Below are 15,908 nucleotides of genomic sequence, written 5' to 3'. Positions count from 1 at the left end.
GCCTCGCGGCGCCGTGCGGGCTCCCGCACTGTCCGACGGGCGTGGGAGGTGCGCCCCCGCGCCGGCTGTACCCCGCGCGGACCCTCGTACATCCAGTGCGCGGGCCCCATGCGCTGGCGCCGCCCGGTCCGGCCCGGCCCGGTCTCCGGGCGGACGGCGGGGATGTGACGACAGGGCCTAGGTCGGCGGGACCCCGGTCTGGCTCAGTGAGGTCAGGCCGAGGAGCAGGACCTGGGTGAAGTTGCGGACCCAGGTCTCGTCGGCGGGTTCCGCGCTCACCAGGGTGCGGTGGACGACCGCGCCCGCCACCATGTCGAAGATGAGGTCGGCCGTGCGCGCGGCCTCCTCCGGGTCGGTCTCCGGGGGGAGTTCGCCGCGTGCCTGGGCGCGTGTCCTGCCCTCCAGGACGAGGCGTTTCTGCCGGTCGACGATCGACGCGCGGATGCGTTCGCGCAGGGCGTCGTCGCGGACGGACTCGGCGACCACCGCCATCAGGCCGCTCTTGGCCTCGGGGCGGGCCAGGATCGCGGCGAACTGGAGGACGACGCCCTCGATGTCGGCGGCGAGGGTGCCGCGGTCGGGGAGGCGGAGTTCGTCGAAGAGTTCGGCGACGGCGTCGACGACGAGTTCGTTCTTGCCCGCCCAGCGGCGGTAGAGGGTGGTTTTCGCGACCCCGGCGCGGGTCGCCACGTCTCCCAACGTGAGCTTGGACCAGCCGAGTTCGACCAGGGCCTCCCGGGTGGCCGCGAGGATCGCGGTGTCCGCGGTGGTGCTGCGGGGACGGCCCGCGGCGCGGGGAACGGGAGTGCGGCTCTGCATCCCTTGACCATAACCGGCGGTTCCTGTGGTGCAGTGAGGGAGATCACGGGGTATTGCTTCCCGCGAGGGACCCGGCACGATTACGCTACGACCCGTAGCGAAACCAGGGTGTTGGGTGGGGACCCGACGCCGGACGGCGCGAGCGCCTGACGAACAACACCTGCCGGACAAGACCTGCGGAACAGCACTGACCGGACCGGCTTTCACAACGCTTTTCATTCACACGGGCGGACGGGGGAGGATAGACGCATGCAGCCACGGAACATGTCCATGAGCGGAGTCGTCGACCTCGCCGCGGTGAAGGCGGCCCAGGAGGCCAAGGCCAAGGCGGAGCAGGCGCGCGCCGAATCCGCCCGGCAGGGCGGTGGCGGGGCCGTCTCGCCGGCCGATCTTGTGATCGACGTAGATGAGGCGGGCTTCGAGAACGAGGTCCTCCAGCGGTCCACCGAGGTCCCGGTCGTCATCGACTTCTGGGCCGAGTGGTGCGAGCCGTGCAAGCAGCTGAGCCCGCTCCTGGAGCGGCTCGCGCTCGACTATGACGGGCGCTTCGTCCTCGCCAAGATCGACGTCGACGCCAACCAGATGCTGATGCAGCAGTTCGGGGTGCAGGGCATCCCGGCCGTCTTCGCGGTGGTCGCCGGACAGGCGCTGCCGCTCTTCCAGGGGGCCGCGGCCGAGCCGCAGATCCGCCAGACCCTCGACCAGTTGATCCAGGTCGCCGAGCAGCGCTTCGGTCTCACCGGGCTGACCGTCGACCCGGACGCCGTGCCGGGCGACCGCCCCGAGGCCGTCTCCGAGGTACCGGCGGGCCCCTACGACGGCCTGCTGGAAGCGGCCGTACAGGCGCTGGACGCGGGGGACTTCGGCGGGGCCGTACAGGCCTACAAGAACGTGCTGAGCGACGACCCGGCCAACTCGGAGGCGAAACTCGGGCTCGCGCAGGCCGAGTTGTTGCAGCGGGTGTCGGCGCTCGACCCGCAGCAGGTGCGGACGGAGGCCGCCGAGAAGCCGGGTGACGTGCCGGCCCAGATCGCCGCCGCCGACCTGGATCTGGTGGGCGGTCATGTCGAGGACGCCTTCGGCCGGTTGATCGAGACCGTGCGGCGCACGGTGGGTGACGACCGGGACACCGTACGGGTGCGGCTGCTGGAGCTGTTCGAGGTCGTCGGGGCCGACGACCCGAGGGTGACGGCGGCCCGGCGGGCACTGGCGCGGGCGCTGTTCTGAGCGGGGTGCGAGGCCGGTTCTGACCAGTCGGTAAACCTCGGGAACAGTGTTGCCGGTGTGAAAGATTTGCCGACGGTGTGTCACCGCGACCGCGCTTTACCAAATCTTGGTAATCGCGGTCGCTGTTACTTGGAGTAAGCCGAAGGCGTGGTTCTGTCGGATTCCGTCCGGACATCAACGTTTTTGTCCTGGCCCAGGATGACACCCAGCGTCGTCGGCCGATACCCGCGGGTCGTTGTTCGGTTATCCGGTCGTTACTACCGAGTAACGAAGCCCCTTGTGCGGGCGGCGAGAATGCACCACGATCGGCGACGCTCGGTCCGTTTCCGTACCCCGACAGCCGGTCGGGTCCGCGGAGTTTCCTGGGTCCCCACCGAGTAGAGCCGGAGACAGTGGAGCCGGCTCTTGGGCAGGGGGGTCTTCGCCGTGCGGCGGAGCCTGTCCAGCAAGGTTGTGCGTGATGTGCGTCAGGCGCGACCAGTGGTTGTCGCTCGGGGGTGATCGCCGGTGATCGGTGCGCGGGTTCGCGCCTCCGGGTACAGGCGCTCCCCTTCCCGAGGACGTAGCACTTCTCCCATCCCTGCCCGGCTGAGCCGCCATCTGGGGGCAGTCAGGGCCAGGAGATGTACGTCCGAGAAGGAGGAAATATGGAGTCCCAGGTGCGTGGCGGGACGAGATGGAAGCGCTTCGCTGTGGTCATGGTGCCCAGCGTCGCCGCTACGGCGTGTATAGGTGTCGCCCTCGCGCAGGGCGCTCTTGCCGCGTCGTTCAGTGTTTCCGGCCAGTCGTTCAAGGTGACGGCCGACCAGCTCGACGGCACGGGCTTCACGCAGTACGGAGCCCTGGACTCGGGCTACAACCTGGACGGCAGCAAGACGGCTCACCCCGTCGCCGTCTCGGCGTTCAAGTCCGCTTCGATCACCAACATGTGCCAGTCGGTGGTCACGCCCAACATCCCGATCTTCGGATCGGTCAGCCTCATGCTGAAGGCGGGCGGCGACGGTACGCCGGTCGAGGCCGAGAACCTGTACATCGACGTCCAGGACCTCAGCGCCGACGCGGTGTTCCACAACATCGACATCGGTGTGGCCGCCGGAAACGCGACCAAGGGTCCGGGCATGAAGGGCGGCAGCGAAGCTGCCAACCCGTACGGATTCGCGCAGCAGGCCGAGTCGGCCACGCTGACCAACGTGAAGCAGACGGCGTGGGCCACCACTGCCGGAACCTTCAAGCTCAGCGGGCTGAAGATGTCGGTGTCCACGGGCACCCACGAGTGCTACTAGGCACGTGACGGCGGGCGGGGGAGCCGGTGGCGCCCCCGCCCGTCCATCTCTCCGACCGCACCTTCACGCGAGGTGCACCTCTCCACCACAGCAACGCCGTACCAGGGAGCTGTTTTCCATGAGCGCCGAGACTCCTGCCGCACCCGGTCAGTTCACCCGCCGGAGGTTGCAGTTCCGCGCCTGGCGTGGCACGAGGCCGTTCTGGGCCGGTCTGTACGTCATGCTCGGCGGACTCCCGATCGCCTACTTCCCGTACGCGCATCTCCAGATCGGGCATCTGACGCTGGCGATGGCCACCACGGCGGGCGCCGGGTCCCTGATCATCGGCGTGCTGCTCGTCGTACTGGGCTTCAGCCTCTGGTTCCAGAAGCACGTGCGCACCTTCGCGGGTGTCGCGGCGATTCTGCTGGCGCTGGTGTCCATCCCCGTGTCCAACCTCGGCGGCTTCCTCATCGGCTTCCTCCTCGCCATGGTCGGCGGGGCGCTGGCCGTGTCGTGGGCGCCGGGCGCGCCGCCGGAGCCGCAGGCGGTACCGGAGGACACCCAGGGAGCGGGCGGCGCGCCCGCGGCCGCACCGTACGAGGCCGCGCCGCACGAGTCCGCCGCGTACTACGAAGCCGCGCCCAAGGAGCCGACGTCGCACGAGTCCGCCGAGGACGCGGACCACGTGAAGGACGCGGACGACGCGGACGAGCCCAAGGATCTGTCAGGAACGAGCCCGGTGAACATCGGGGCGGACGGGAGGCACAGTGCCGGCTGACGAGGTGACCCACGGGACTGACGTGGACGCGTCCCGTGTGAGAACCGGGCCGCGCCACGCGGCGCCCAAGAAGCCGCTGTTCACCAGGCTCCACATGCCCGCCGGCAAGGCGATAGCCACGGTGGCGATGCCGACCGCCGTCATCATGGGGATGGGCTTCACGTCCTCGCTGGCACTCGCCGACAACAACTCGACGACCTCGCCGTCGTCGAAGAGCCTGACGGCGGAGGAGTACAAGGACTGCGTCTCGGCGCTCGCCGAGTCGACGGCGAGCCCCACGGCCACGCCGTCCGCGAGCGAGTCCTCGGACTCCGCCACGGACGACGCGACGCCGTCGGCCACGGCGACCGGCTCCGCCACGAAGGACACGGACAAGACGTCGTCGTCGGATTCAGGTTCCGACGACACGGCGACGTCCACGCCGTCCGCCACGGCGAGCAAGTCGGCGCAGTCGAGCGACTCGTCGGAGAGCACCGCCACCGCGACGCCCTCGGCGACCGCGAGCAGCGAGAGCCTGCTGGACACCATCGGCGACGCGATCACCGGCATCCTCACCGGCGGTTCCAGCTCGTCGAGTTCGGACTCCACGGCGACCGCCACGCCGACGCCGACCGCGTCCGCCTCGGCGAGCGCCACCTCGGGCTCGTCCTCGGACGACTCCTCCAAGGCGTCCGACACCGTCAAGGAAACCGTCGAGAAGGCCGCCGACACGGTCGACGACACCGTGAAGGACACCACGGACACGGCGACCAAGGCGGCCGACGAGGCCACCAAGGCGGCCGAGGACACGGCCACCGCCACCCCGAGCGCGTCCGCGAGCACCGACACCTCGGACTGCCCGGTCGCCACGGACGACACCAGCGGCGTCGACAACAAGATCCTGGTGCCCGACGACCCCTGGTACCTGAGTGCCAGTTCGCTGCTGCTCAAGGGCGCCGACTACCAGGGCGTCGTCGAGGTGAAGACCGCCAGCGGCAAGGTCAAGAAGGTCCTGAAGTACGTCATCTCCGGCGGGACCGACATCGGCGACCTGCACCAGACGGTGGACGACAAGCAGTCCGGCAAGACCTACCACGTGCAGGCGGCCAAGGGCTCGACGTCGACGATCCGCGACGGCGACACGGTGATGTACACGGAGTCCATCTCGGGCAACCTGTTCGGACTGATCCCGATCACGTTCGACCCGGACAACCCGCCGCCGTTGAACATCCCGCTGATCTACTTCACCAACGTGAAGGTGGTCCAGGCCGGCCAGTTCGGCGGCACGCTCACCGTCCCGGGGCTCCACAACTACATCGACTGAGCCCCCCACCAGAGCCATTCCGGGAGCCGCACAAGAACTGAGGGCGCCCCCTGCCACAGGGGGGCGCCCTCAGTTCTTGTGCAAAAGCCTTCGGCGGTACGTCAGTTGCCCTCGCCGCCGCCGAGGTGGTGGACGCGGAGCATGTTAGTCGTGCCGGCCACGCCGGGGGGCGAACCGGCGGTGATGATGACGGTCTCGCCCGGGTTGAAGCGGTTGATCTTGGCGATCTCGCCGTCGACCATGTCGACCATCTCGTCGGTGGTGTTGACGAACGGCACCACGTGCGACTCCACGCCCCAGCTGAGCGCCAGCTGGTTGCGGGTGCCCTCGTCGGTGGTGAAGGCGATGATCGGCTGGGCGGCGCGGTAGCGGGACAGCCGGCGGGCGGTGTCACCGGACTGCGTGAACGCCACCAGGGCCCGGCCGCCGAGGAAGTCGGCGATCTCGCAGGCGGCACGGGCGATCGAACCACCCTGCGTACGCGGCTTCTTGCCCGGCACGAGCGGCTGGAGGCCCTTGCTGAGCAGCTCCTCCTCGGCCGCCTGGACGATCTTCGACATCGTCTGCACGGTCTCGATCGGATACGCGCCCACCGAGGACTCGGCGGACAGCATGACCGCGTCCGCGCCGTCCAGGATCGCGTTGGCCACGTCGGAGGCCTCGGCGCGCGTGGGGCGGGAGTTGGTGATCATCGACTCCATCATCTGGGTCGCCACGATCACCGGCTTGGCGTTGCGCCGGCACAGCTCCACCAGGCGCTTCTGCACCATCGGGACCTTCTCCAGCGGGTACTCCACGGCGAGGTCGCCGCGGGCCACCATCACCGCGTCGAAGGCCGCGACCACGGACTCCATGTTGGCGACCGCCTGCGGCTTCTCCACCTTGGCGATGACGGGGACCCGGCGGCCCTCCTCGTCCATCACCTTGTGGACGTCGTAGACGTCGGCGGCGTCGCGGACGAAGGACAGGGCGACCATGTCGCAGCCCATCCGCAGCGCGAAGCGCAGGTCCTCGACGTCCTTCTCGGACAGCGCGGGCACGTTGACGGCCGCGCCGGGCAGGTTGATGCCCTTGTGGTCGGAGATGACGCCGCCCTCGATGACGATCGTCTTCACCCGGGGGCCCTCGACGCCGAGGACCTTCAGCTCGACGTTGCCGTCGTTGATGAGGACCTGGTCGCCGCGGGAGACGTCACCGGGCAGGCCCTTGTACGTCGTACCGCAGATGGTCTTGTCGCCCGGGACGTCCTCGGTGGTGATGGTGAACTCGTCACCGCGCACCAGCTCGACGGGACCCTCGGCGAAGGTCTCCAGGCGGATCTTCGGGCCCTGGAGGTCGGCCAGGACGCCGATGGCGCGGCCCGTCTCCTTGGCCGCGGCACGGACCCGGTCGTACCGGCCCTGGTGCTCGGCGTGGGTGCCGTGGCTGAAATTGAAACGGGCCACATTCATGCCGGCCTCGATCAGCGACACCAACTGCTCGTGGGAGTCGACCGCGGGGCCGAGAGTACAGACGATTTTCGAACGGCGCATGGGGCGATCCTATCGGTTTGTTTCGCTACGGAATATTCCGTCTGGCGGAAGATACAAATGGGCGGGCGGGCGCTCAGGCGTTGGAATTTCCGACCAGCGCATAGGTCTGTGTGGCGATCTCCAATTCCTCGTCCGTCGGCACCACCGCGACCGCGACCCGCGAGGACACCGGCGAGATCAGCCGCGGCTCGTCGCTCCGTACGGCGTTCAGCGCCCCGTCCACCGCGAGCCCCAGCGGCTCCAGCCCCGCCACGGCCGCCTCCCGCACCGCGCCCGCGTTCTCCCCGACCCCCGCCGTGAAGGCGACCGCGTCCACCCGGCCGAGAACCGCGCAGTAGGCACCGATGTACTTCTTCAATCGGTGAATGTAGATGTCGAAGGCCAACTCAGCCTGTTCGTCACCCTCGTCGATCCGGCGCCGGATCTCCCGCATGTCGTTGTCCCCGCACAAGCCGATCAGACCGCTCTTCTTGTTGAGAAGAGTGTCGATCTCATCGGTGGACATTTCGCCAACACGCATCAAATGGAAGATGACGGCCGGATCCAGGTCTCCCGACCGGGTCCCCATCACCAGCCCCTCCAGCGGGGTCAGCCCCATGGAGGTGTCCACGCACCGCCCGCCGCGCACCGCCGAGGCGGACGCCCCGTTCCCCAGATGCAGCACGATCACATTGACGTCCTCGGGCGCCTTCCCCAGCAGCCTCGCCGTCGCCCGCGACACATACGCGTGCGAGGTCCCGTGGAACCCGTACCGCCGGATCCGGTACGCGTCGGCGGTCGCGGCCTCGATCGCGTACCGCGCGGCCGCCTCCGGCATCGTGGTGTGGAACGCGGTGTCGAACACGGCCACCTGCGGCAGATCCGGCCGCAACGCCATGGCGGTCCTGATCCCGACGACGTTCGCCGGATTGTGCAACGGCGCCAGCGGCACCAGCCGCTCGATCTCGGCGAGCACGACGGCGTCGACGACGGTCGGCGCGGTGAAGGCCTGCCCGCCGTGCACCACCCGATGCCCGATGGCGGCCAGTTCGGGAGAGTCCAACCCGAGCCCGTCCGTGGCGAGTTGCTCCGCCACGGCCTTCAGAGCGGCCTCGTGGTCGGCGACCTGCGCGGCCGACTCCCGTACGGCGCCGGTCGTGACGTCGGTGTGCTTGAGCCGGGAGGTCCCCTCGCCGATGCGCTCGACCAGCCCCAGGGCCAGCCGCTCGCCGTCGCGCATGTCGAGCAGCTGGTACTTCACCGACGAGGAGCCGGAGTTGAGGACGAGCACACGGGTCGCGGTCACTGCTGGGCGGCCTTCTCGTTCGAGGACTTGGGGTTCTGGGCCTGGATCGCCGTGATGGCGACGGTGTTGACGATGTCCGAGACCAGGGCGCCCCGGGACAGGTCGTTGACCGGCTTGCGCAGCCCCTGGAGCACCGGCCCGACGGCGATGGCGCCGGCCGAACGCTGCACGGCCTTGTAGGTGTTGTTGCCGGTGTTGAGGTCGGGGAAGATCAACACGCTGGCCCGGCCCGCGACTTCGGACTCCGGCATCTTCGTGGCGGCGACACTCGGCTCGACGGCCGCGTCGTACTGGATGGGCCCCTCGATCCGCAGATCGGCCCGCCGCAGCCGCACCAGCTCCGTGGCCTCGCGCACCTTGTCGACGTCGGCGCCCGAGCCGGACGTACCGGTCGAGTACGACAGCATCGCGATCCGCGCGGCGACCCCGAACTGCTCGGCGGTGGCGGCCGACTGGATGGCTATGTCGGCCAACTGCTCGGCGTTCGGGTCGGGGTTGACGGCACAGTCCCCGTACACCAGCACCTTGTCGGCGAGGCACATGAAGAAGACGGACGAGACGATGCCGGCGTCCGGCTTCGTCTTGATGATCTCGAAGGCGGGGCGGATGGTGGCGGCCGTGGAGTGCACGGCGCCGGAGACCATCCCGTCGGCGAGCCCGGCCTGCACCATCAGCGTCCCGAAGTAGTTCACGTCGGCGACGACGTCGTAGGCCAGCTCGACCGTCACGCCCTTGTGGGCGCGGAGTTCGGCGTACGTCTCGGCGAAGCGGTCGCGCAGTTCGGAGGTCTGCGGGTCGATCAGCCGGGCGGCGCTGAGGTCGATGCCGAGGTCGGCGGCCCGCTTGCGGATCTGGTCCTCGGGCCCCAGGAGGGTGAGTTCGCAGACGCCCCGGCGCAACAGCACCTCGGCGGCGTGCAGGACACGCGGCTCGGTGCCCTCGGGCAGGACGATCCGGCGCTTGTCGGCGCGGGCCCGCTCCAGGAGCGTGTGCTCGAACATCATCGGGGTGAGCCGGTCGCTGCTCGGCGCGGAGACCCGCCTGAGCAGGTCGCCGGTGTCGACGTACCGCTCGAAGAGGCCGAGCGCGGTCTCCGCCTTGCGCGGGGTGGCCGCGTTCAACTTCCCCTCCAGGGAGAAGAGTTCGGCGGCGGTGGGGAAGGACGTCCCGGCCACCGAGATCACCGGGGTGCCCGGGGCGAGCCGGGCGGCGAGGGTGAGGATCTCGTCGCTCGGCACCTCGTTCAGGGTGAGCAGGACGCCGGCTATCGGCGGGGTGCCGGCACTGTGCGCGGCCAGCGCCCCGATGACCAGGTCGGCGCGGTCGCCCGGGGTGACCACGAGCGCGCCCGGGGTCAGCGCCCGGAGGAAGTTGGGCAGCATCGCCCCGCCGAACACGAAGTCCAGCGCGTCCCGCGCGAGCCCCGAGTCGTCCCCGAGCAGTACCCGCCCGCCGAGCGCGTGGGTGATCTGCGCGACGGTCGGCGCGGCGAGCGCGGGCTCGTCCGGTACGACGTAACAGGGCACCGGCAGCCGGGTGGTGAGCCGCTGGGCGATCTCCTCCCGGTCCTCGCGGGCGACCCGGTTGGTGACCATGGCGAGGACGTCGCAGCCGAGCCCGTCGTAGGCCCGGTAGGCGTTGCGGGTCTCCGCGAGCACGGACTCGGCGGTCTGCTTCCTGCCGCCCACGACCGGGATCACGGAGGCGCCGAACTCGTTGGCGAGACGGGCGTTGAGGGCCAGCTCGTCCGGGAACTGGGTGTCGGCGAAGTCGGTGCCGAGGACGAGGACGACGTCGTAGTCCCGGGCGACCAGATGGAACCGGTCGACGAGCGTCGACACCAGCTCGTCCGTGCCCTGCTCGGCCTGGAGGGTGGACGCCGCGTGGTAGTCCATGCCGTAGACGGTCGCCGGGTCCTGCGAGAGCCGGTAGCGGGCGCGCAGCAGTTCGAACAGCCGATCGGGATCGTCGTGGACGAGGGGCCGGAACACCCCCACCCGGTCGACCTGCCGGGTCAGGAGCTCCATGACCCCCAGCTCGACGACCTGACGGCCGTCGCCGCGGTCGATCCCGGTCACGTACACGCTGCGGGTCACGCGTGCTCCCTCGCTTCGTTTCTGTGGTCGTGTCGGTGGTCGTATCGGTGGTCATAAAAATCGCCCACCGGGGTGAGCGGAATCCTCTTGACAATACCTCTGAGGGTGGTTAAGGCGCCCGCCGGTCCGACGGGAGCGGCACCGCCCTGGGGGACGTGAAACAATCGGATCCGGCTCACCGGTCTCAACAGCGAGCAGGAGACACAGCACGATGCGCATCGGAGTCCTCACCGCAGGCGGCGACTGCCCCGGCCTGAACGCAGTGATCCGATCGGTCGTGCACCGAGCGGTGGATCACTACGACGACGAGGTCATCGGCTTCGAGGACGGCTACGCCGGTCTGCTGGAGAGCCGTTACCGAACCCTCGACCTCAACGCCGTCAGCGGCATCCTGGCCCGCGGCGGCACCATCCTCGGCTCCTCCCGGCTGGAGCGCGACCGGCTGCGCGAGGCCTGCGAGCGCGCCGAGGACATGGTCGAGGCCTTCGGTATCGACGCCTTGATCCCCATCGGTGGCGAGGGCACGCTCACGGCCGCGCACATGCTGTTCGAAGCGGGCCTGCCCGTGGTCGGCGTCCCCAAGACGATCGACAACGACATCTCGGCGACCGACCGCACCTTCGGCTTCGACACGGCGGTCGGCGTCGCCACGGAGGCGATGGACCGCCTCAAGACCACGGCGGAGTCCCACCAGCGGGTGATGGTCGTCGAGGTCATGGGCCGGCACGCGGGCTGGATCGCCCTGGAGTCCGGCATGGCCGCCGGCGCCCACGGCATCTGCCTGCCCGAGCGCCCCTTCGACCCCGCCGACCTGGTCAAGATGGTCGAGGAGCGCTTCGCGCGCGGCAAGAAGTTCGCCGTCGTCTGCGTCGCCGAGGGCGCGCACCCCGCCGAGGGCTCCATGGACTACGGCAAGGGTGAGATCGACCAGTTCGGCCACGAGCGCTTCCAGGGCATCGGCACGGCACTGGCGTACGAACTCGAACGCCGCCTCGGCAAGGAGGCCAAGCCGGTCATCCTCGGCCACATCCAGCGCGGCGGCGTACCGACCGCGTACGACCGGGTGCTGGCGACGCGGTTCGGCTGGCACGCGGTGGAGGCCGCGCACCGGGGCGAGTTCGGGCGGATGACGGCGCTGCGCGGCACGGACGTGGTGATGGTGCCGCTGGCGGAGGCGGTCACCGAGCTGAAGACGGTCCCGAAGGACCGGATGGACGAGGCGGAGTCGGTTTTCTAGTTCCAGAGAGTCGTCGCCATGACCTCGGAGGAGCTGCCGGAGTGGCTGGGCGGCTGGTGCGCGCGGCACTTGGGCCACGAGCCGGAGAGCGTGCTGTTCCAACAGCGGTCGATCTCGGCGGTGTTCGGGCTGCGGCTGACGGACGGCCGGGACGTCGTGGTGAAGGCGCGGGAGGACGACGGTCGGACCGCCACGTGCGTCGCCGTGCAGGTCCGGCTGGCGCGGCGCGGATTTCCGTGCCCCCTGCCGATCACGCCGGTGTCGGCGGTCGGTGAACTCGGTGTGCACGCCGAGGAGTTCCGGCCCGGCGGCGAGATGCTGCGGGGTGACTCGCCGGAGATCGCGGTGCGGTACGCGAAGGTTTTCGCCCGACTGATGGCGGAGCTGGCGGAGCTGGCGGAGCTGGGGGAATTGGCGGGGTTGGCGGGGTTGGCGGGGTTGGCGAAGCTGGCGGAGCCGTCCGAAGCTCCGTTCGTGCCATTCGGTCCATTCGGGCCATTCGTGCCGCCGTTGCCGAATCCGCGCTGGGCGCGCTGGGACCACACGGATCCGGGACTGTGGCCGTCGATCGCCGTTCTCGACGAGCGGGACCAGAGCGCCGTACCGGCGTACGTCGTCGAGACCGCGGAGCGGGCCCGCGCGTGCCTGCTGGCGGCCGAGCTGCCGTGTGTGCTGGGGCACGCCGACTTCGAGGCGCAGAACCTCCGTTGGCGCGACGGCGAGGTGTGGGCCGTGCACGACTGGGACAGCCTGGCGTGGCAGCCGGAGGCGGCGCTGGTGGGCGCGGCGTGCGGGACGTTCTCCACGGTGTCACCGCCGACGCTGGCCCCGGTCGAGAGTTCCGCCGCGTTCCTGACGGCGTATCAGGAGTTCCGGGGACGTACGTTCACGGCGCGGGAGCGGGAGGTCGCGTGGGCGGCCAGCCTGTGGCCGGCGCTGCACAACGCCCGCTGGGAGGCGCTGTTCGGGGACGCTCCGGTGTGCGGCGACGAGGTCAGGGAGCAGGGGCCGGAACGACTGCGGAGGGCGAACGCGTAGCCGGTGGGACGATCCACCCCTTGGCTGGCCCTGCTCCTGCTCCTGCTCCTGCTGTGTTCCTGTTCCGTTCCTGTTCCTAGTAGCTACCCCTCTCGACCATGGCCCAGAAACGGTCGATGATCTGGTCGAGGAAGTCGCGGCCTGCGTCGTCGGGCTCGCCCGCGCCGCCGGGGGAGTTGCCGCCGGCCCAGCTGAGGGTGGCGAGCATCTGGCCCTGGTAGTCCTGGTGGAGTTCCTTGAGGGAGCGCTCCAGGACATGCCGTTCCAGGGGCACCATTTTGCCGATCGGCCGGACGTAGGCCTGCCAGCGTGCGGTGGCAGCCCCGCGCAGCAGCTCGGCGAGTTTCGCGTCGCGTCCGGTGATGCTGATGAAGTCGGGGATCGAGAGGTCGAGCAGATCGGCGAGCGCGGCGGACTGGCGCTCGGTGCCGCGCCACTCGTCGTTCTCCTCCATCCGTAAATACACGAGGAGTTCGAGCCCGACGGCACGGGCGATGTCCTCCGGCGCGAGACCGCGGGCGAGGCGATGCTCACGCAGCGTGCGTGGCCTGCCGATGAGTTCACTCGCGGAACACCACAACACGCCCGCGAGCGCGGTGAGTTCGGGACTGGACGGAGCGGTGAGCCCGCGCTCCCAGGCGATGACCAGGTCCGGTGTGACGTAGGGCAGCCCGAACGAGACACGCATCGCGTACGCGACGTGTTCGGGACCCATGTCGAGCGCGGTCCGGAGCCGGCGGGCGGCGGGGGCGTTGAACGGTGGCGTGGGCGGCGTGGACTGGCTGGACTGAGCTGGGGGTCGGCGCACGCGCCACAAGCTAGGGGCGCCGGAGTGCGGTGACTACGGTCTGTTCGGCCAGGAATACGGATTGTGGGAACGTACGGATTCGGTCGGGCGGGGGAGATCGACGGGGGCCGGAGTGGGCCTGTGTGGTGACGGTGCGTGACGGCGCGTGGCGGTCGGAAGCGCCGGACGGTGGCCAAGGAGACGTGAATATGCCGATCTACCTTGCCATTCGCAGGGGTTCGGGGCACTGGCCGGGCGGGCGGGGGGTCGATGGGGCGGGCTCGGGAGTGTGGGCGGGGGTCGAAGGGGAGTGCGTTTGTGGTGGGGGTGATGATCGGGTGTGGGGGGAAGTGAGGGGTGGCGCAAAGTCGTCGGTGCCGTAGCGGAGTCGGGCTTCGAGCCGACGGGTTGCGGCGGAGGCGGAGGCAGGAGTTGTGACGGCCTAGGCTTCGAGGGGTGATGGAGACCATCGTGTTCGACGTGGGCGAGACGATCACCCGAGACGACCGGTACTGGGCGTCGTGGGCCGACTGGTTGGACGTTCCCCGCCATACCGTCTCCGCGCTCGTCGGGGCTGTGGTGGCCAAGGGGCAGGACAATGCGGAGGCGCTCCGTCTGGTCCGGCCGGGTATCGACATCGCAGCCGAATACCGCGCTCGCGAAACGGCCGGCCGCGGCGAGCGCATCGACGAGCGCGACCTCTACGACGACGTCCGCCCGGCCCTGTCGGCACTTCGCGAACTCGGCGTGCGTGTCGTCGTGGCCGGGAACCAGACTTCCCGCGCCGGTGAGTTGCTGCGTGCCCTCGACCTGCCGGTGGACCTGGTCGTCACGTCGGGAGAGTGGGGCGTCGCGAAGCCGCAGCCGGAGTTCTTTGCACGGGTACTTGAGGTGGCCCAGGCGGCGCCGGACCGGACGGTCTACGTCGGAGACCATCCGGCCAACGACATTTTCCCCGCCAAGCGAGCGGGGCTGCGCGTCGCGCATATCCGCCGTGGTCCATGGGGGCATCTGTGGGCGGATGACTTCGAGGTCGTGGCGGCGGCGGATTGGCGCATCGACACCCTGCGCCAACTCACTTCGATCGTGGTGGACCGGTCGTGACATCCTGGTTCGGAGACGGTGCGCCCGGTGGGGGCCGTTCGCGCACACGTCCTGTGCCGACGCGAGTACGGTTCGGAGCGAACGCTCTCAACTGGAGCCTGTATGACCGTGATCGGGAGCGACGGAGTAGGCAGGCGGATCGCCTACTACCGCAGTGTCGTCCGTCCGAAGATGACGCAGCGACAGCTCGCCGATCGTGCATGCGTCGCTCTCGGAACCATCCGCAAGATCGAAACGCGGTGAACGCGGAGTCACGGACACCACACTCGAAGCCATCGCGCAGGCGCTGGGAGTCGATCCGGCCCGACCACGGGCTGATCGACGTCCCGCACAGGGGGCCGTCCGTGACGCGCTGCCCACGCTTTCCGCCGTCATCGCCGCCTACGACGTACCCGAGGACGGCCCGACACGCTCGCTGCGGAGCTTACGCGCAGCCGTGGACGAGGCTGTCGCCTGGCGACTGGGTGCCCAATACACGCGCATCGTCCGCACACTTCCCGAGCTGATCGCCGAACTCACGCGCGCCTACCACCGAACCGCCGGCCATCAGCGGTCTGAACTGGCCGCCCTCCTGGTCAGTGCCTACCGCTCCGCTGACGCCGTCGCCTACAAGCACGGTGCCAGGGATCTGTCCTCACGCCTGGTCGAACTGATGCGGTGGGCCGCTCCCGAGGCTGAGGACGCTCTGCTGTCCGCGTCCGTCGCCTACGTCCGTACCGAGACCTTCTTCGCTGCCCGCTGCTATGCCGCCGGGTTGCGGGCCCTGGAATACGCGCTGGATGCCGCGCCTGCCCTCGATGAGCCGCCGGAGATCGCGACCCGCGGGGCGCTCCACATGAGAGCCGCAGTGATCGCCGGACGAGCACGAGACGCCGCCGCCGCGACCACCCACCTGCGCGAGGCCCGCGCTCTCGCGGACCAGGTCACCGAGGGCGTGCGCTATGGCACCGCGTTCGGCCCCGACTCGGTGCGCATCCACTAGGTGTCCGTCGCGGTCAGCCTCGGTGACGGGCATGTCGGCCGCGCGCTCGACATCGCCGCCGAATGGAAACCGTCACTCGATCTGCCTGCCGAGCGACGATCCGGGTTCTCCATCGAACTCGCCCGAGCGCAACTCTGGTCCGGCCTCGCCGATGACGCCTTCGAGTCGTTGCAGACCGCTCGGCGGATCGCGCCGCAACACACCCGCCAGCACCCCTGGGTCCGTGAAGACGCCGCGACGCTGCGCCGGTTGAAGCGAGCCGACTCGGAGACCCTCACCAATTTCACCGAATGGTGCGCCGCCACCTGAGCGAACCACCCCGACCACCCCTGTGCGGGGTACTTGCGGCCTTCTCGCTCCCTCACCATCTGTCGCACACGCAGTAACCACCAGATGGGAAACGTGTATGTCCGATGCGCTCCCGCCGCGACCGGGTATGCCACCGAGAAGCACTG

The 15,908-nt window shown here is 69.7% G+C and carries 14 protein-coding genes; 9 read left to right on the top strand and 5 right to left on the bottom strand.

Annotated elements, in window-relative coordinates; translation table 11 throughout:
- Positions 1–177 precede the first annotated feature (177 nt).
- On the bottom strand, positions 178–819 hold the full coding sequence (locus ACIQPR_RS00175) for a TetR/AcrR family transcriptional regulator (protein ID WP_403639565.1): 642 nt from the start codon (positions 817–819) through the stop codon (positions 178–180).
- A 249-nt stretch (positions 820–1,068) separates the two neighbouring features.
- Between ACIQPR_RS00175 and ACIQPR_RS00170 the strand changes: the two genes are divergently transcribed.
- From ACIQPR_RS00170 to ACIQPR_RS00155, 4 genes are all read left to right on the top strand, one after another.
- The gene (locus ACIQPR_RS00170; protein WP_403639561.1) at positions 1,069–2,046 is read left to right on the top strand and encodes a tetratricopeptide repeat protein; all 978 of its coding nucleotides are present in this window, start codon (positions 1,069–1,071) and stop codon (positions 2,044–2,046) included.
- Positions 2,047–2,744: 698 nt separating this feature from the next.
- The gene (locus ACIQPR_RS00165) at positions 2,745–3,329 is read left to right on the top strand and encodes a DUF6230 family protein (RefSeq protein WP_403639558.1); all 585 of its coding nucleotides are present in this window, start codon (positions 2,745–2,747) and stop codon (positions 3,327–3,329) included.
- 118 nt (positions 3,330–3,447) lie between these two features.
- Positions 3,448–4,089, top strand: coding sequence for a DUF6114 domain-containing protein (locus tag ACIQPR_RS00160; protein WP_403639555.1), 642 nt, complete (start codon positions 3,448–3,450; stop codon positions 4,087–4,089).
- Positions 4,079–5,392 carry a hypothetical protein gene (locus ACIQPR_RS00155; RefSeq protein ID WP_403639553.1) on the top strand — a complete coding sequence of 438 codons (1,314 nt, stop codon included), beginning with the start codon at positions 4,079–4,081 and terminating at the stop codon, positions 5,390–5,392. The genes ACIQPR_RS00160 and ACIQPR_RS00155 overlap by 11 nt, the downstream gene beginning before the upstream one ends.
- A 101-nt stretch (positions 5,393–5,493) precedes the next feature.
- Here the strand turns inward: ACIQPR_RS00155 and pyk are convergent, their stop codons facing one another.
- The 3 genes from pyk to pta all read right to left on the bottom strand — a co-directional run bounded on the left by pyk (position 5,494) and on the right by pta (position 10,305).
- Positions 5,494–6,924, bottom strand: coding sequence for a pyruvate kinase (gene pyk / locus ACIQPR_RS00150; protein WP_403639550.1), 1,431 nt, complete (start codon positions 6,922–6,924; stop codon positions 5,494–5,496).
- A gap of 73 nt (positions 6,925–6,997) precedes the next feature.
- Positions 6,998–8,209, bottom strand: a complete 1,212-nt coding sequence (locus ACIQPR_RS00145; RefSeq protein WP_403639547.1) for an acetate kinase — start codon at positions 8,207–8,209, stop codon at positions 6,998–7,000.
- A complete protein-coding gene (gene pta, locus ACIQPR_RS00140; RefSeq protein WP_403639544.1) occupies positions 8,206–10,305 on the bottom strand; it encodes a phosphate acetyltransferase in 2,100 nt (699 codons plus the stop codon). The genes ACIQPR_RS00145 and pta overlap by 4 nt, the downstream gene beginning before the upstream one ends.
- Before the next feature lie 211 nt (positions 10,306–10,516).
- On the opposite strand from pta, the gene ACIQPR_RS00135 reads away from it, so the two are divergent.
- Positions 10,517–11,542 (top strand): ATP-dependent 6-phosphofructokinase, encoded by a 1,026-nt coding sequence (locus ACIQPR_RS00135; RefSeq protein ID WP_403639542.1) that lies wholly within the window; start codon positions 10,517–10,519, stop codon positions 11,540–11,542.
- Positions 11,543–11,560: 18 nt separating this feature from the next.
- Entirely contained in the window at positions 11,561–12,580 is a 1,020-nt protein-coding gene (locus ACIQPR_RS00130; RefSeq protein ID WP_403639539.1) for a phosphotransferase, read from the top strand.
- 76 nt (positions 12,581–12,656) lie between these two features.
- Here the strand turns inward: ACIQPR_RS00130 and ACIQPR_RS00125 are convergent, their stop codons facing one another.
- Positions 12,657–13,295 carry a helix-turn-helix domain-containing protein gene (locus ACIQPR_RS00125; RefSeq protein ID WP_403642789.1) on the bottom strand — a complete coding sequence of 213 codons (639 nt, stop codon included), beginning with the start codon at positions 13,293–13,295 and terminating at the stop codon, positions 12,657–12,659.
- Positions 13,296–13,823: 528 nt separating this feature from the next.
- Between ACIQPR_RS00125 and ACIQPR_RS00120 the strand changes: the two genes are divergently transcribed.
- The 3 genes from ACIQPR_RS00120 to ACIQPR_RS00110 all read left to right on the top strand — a co-directional run bounded on the left by ACIQPR_RS00120 (position 13,824) and on the right by ACIQPR_RS00110 (position 15,762).
- On the top strand, positions 13,824–14,471 hold the full coding sequence (locus ACIQPR_RS00120; RefSeq protein ID WP_403639536.1) for an HAD family hydrolase: 648 nt from the start codon (positions 13,824–13,826) through the stop codon (positions 14,469–14,471).
- 436 nt (positions 14,472–14,907) lie between these two features.
- Complete coding sequence (locus ACIQPR_RS00115; RefSeq protein ID WP_403639533.1) at positions 14,908–15,453, top strand: hypothetical protein; 546 nt, start codon at positions 14,908–14,910, stop codon at positions 15,451–15,453.
- Positions 15,454–15,762 (top strand): hypothetical protein, encoded by a 309-nt coding sequence (locus ACIQPR_RS00110; RefSeq protein WP_403639531.1) that lies wholly within the window; start codon positions 15,454–15,456, stop codon positions 15,760–15,762.
- Positions 15,763–15,908 lie beyond the last annotated feature (146 nt).

The sequence above is a fragment of the Streptomyces sp. NPDC091280 genome, assembly GCF_044768565.1.
In the GTDB taxonomy this organism is placed as follows: Bacteria; Actinomycetota; Actinomycetes; order Streptomycetales; family Streptomycetaceae; genus Streptomyces.
The sequence above is the reverse complement of the archived record's forward strand: the minus strand, read 5'-3'. Positions and strand labels throughout refer to the sequence as shown.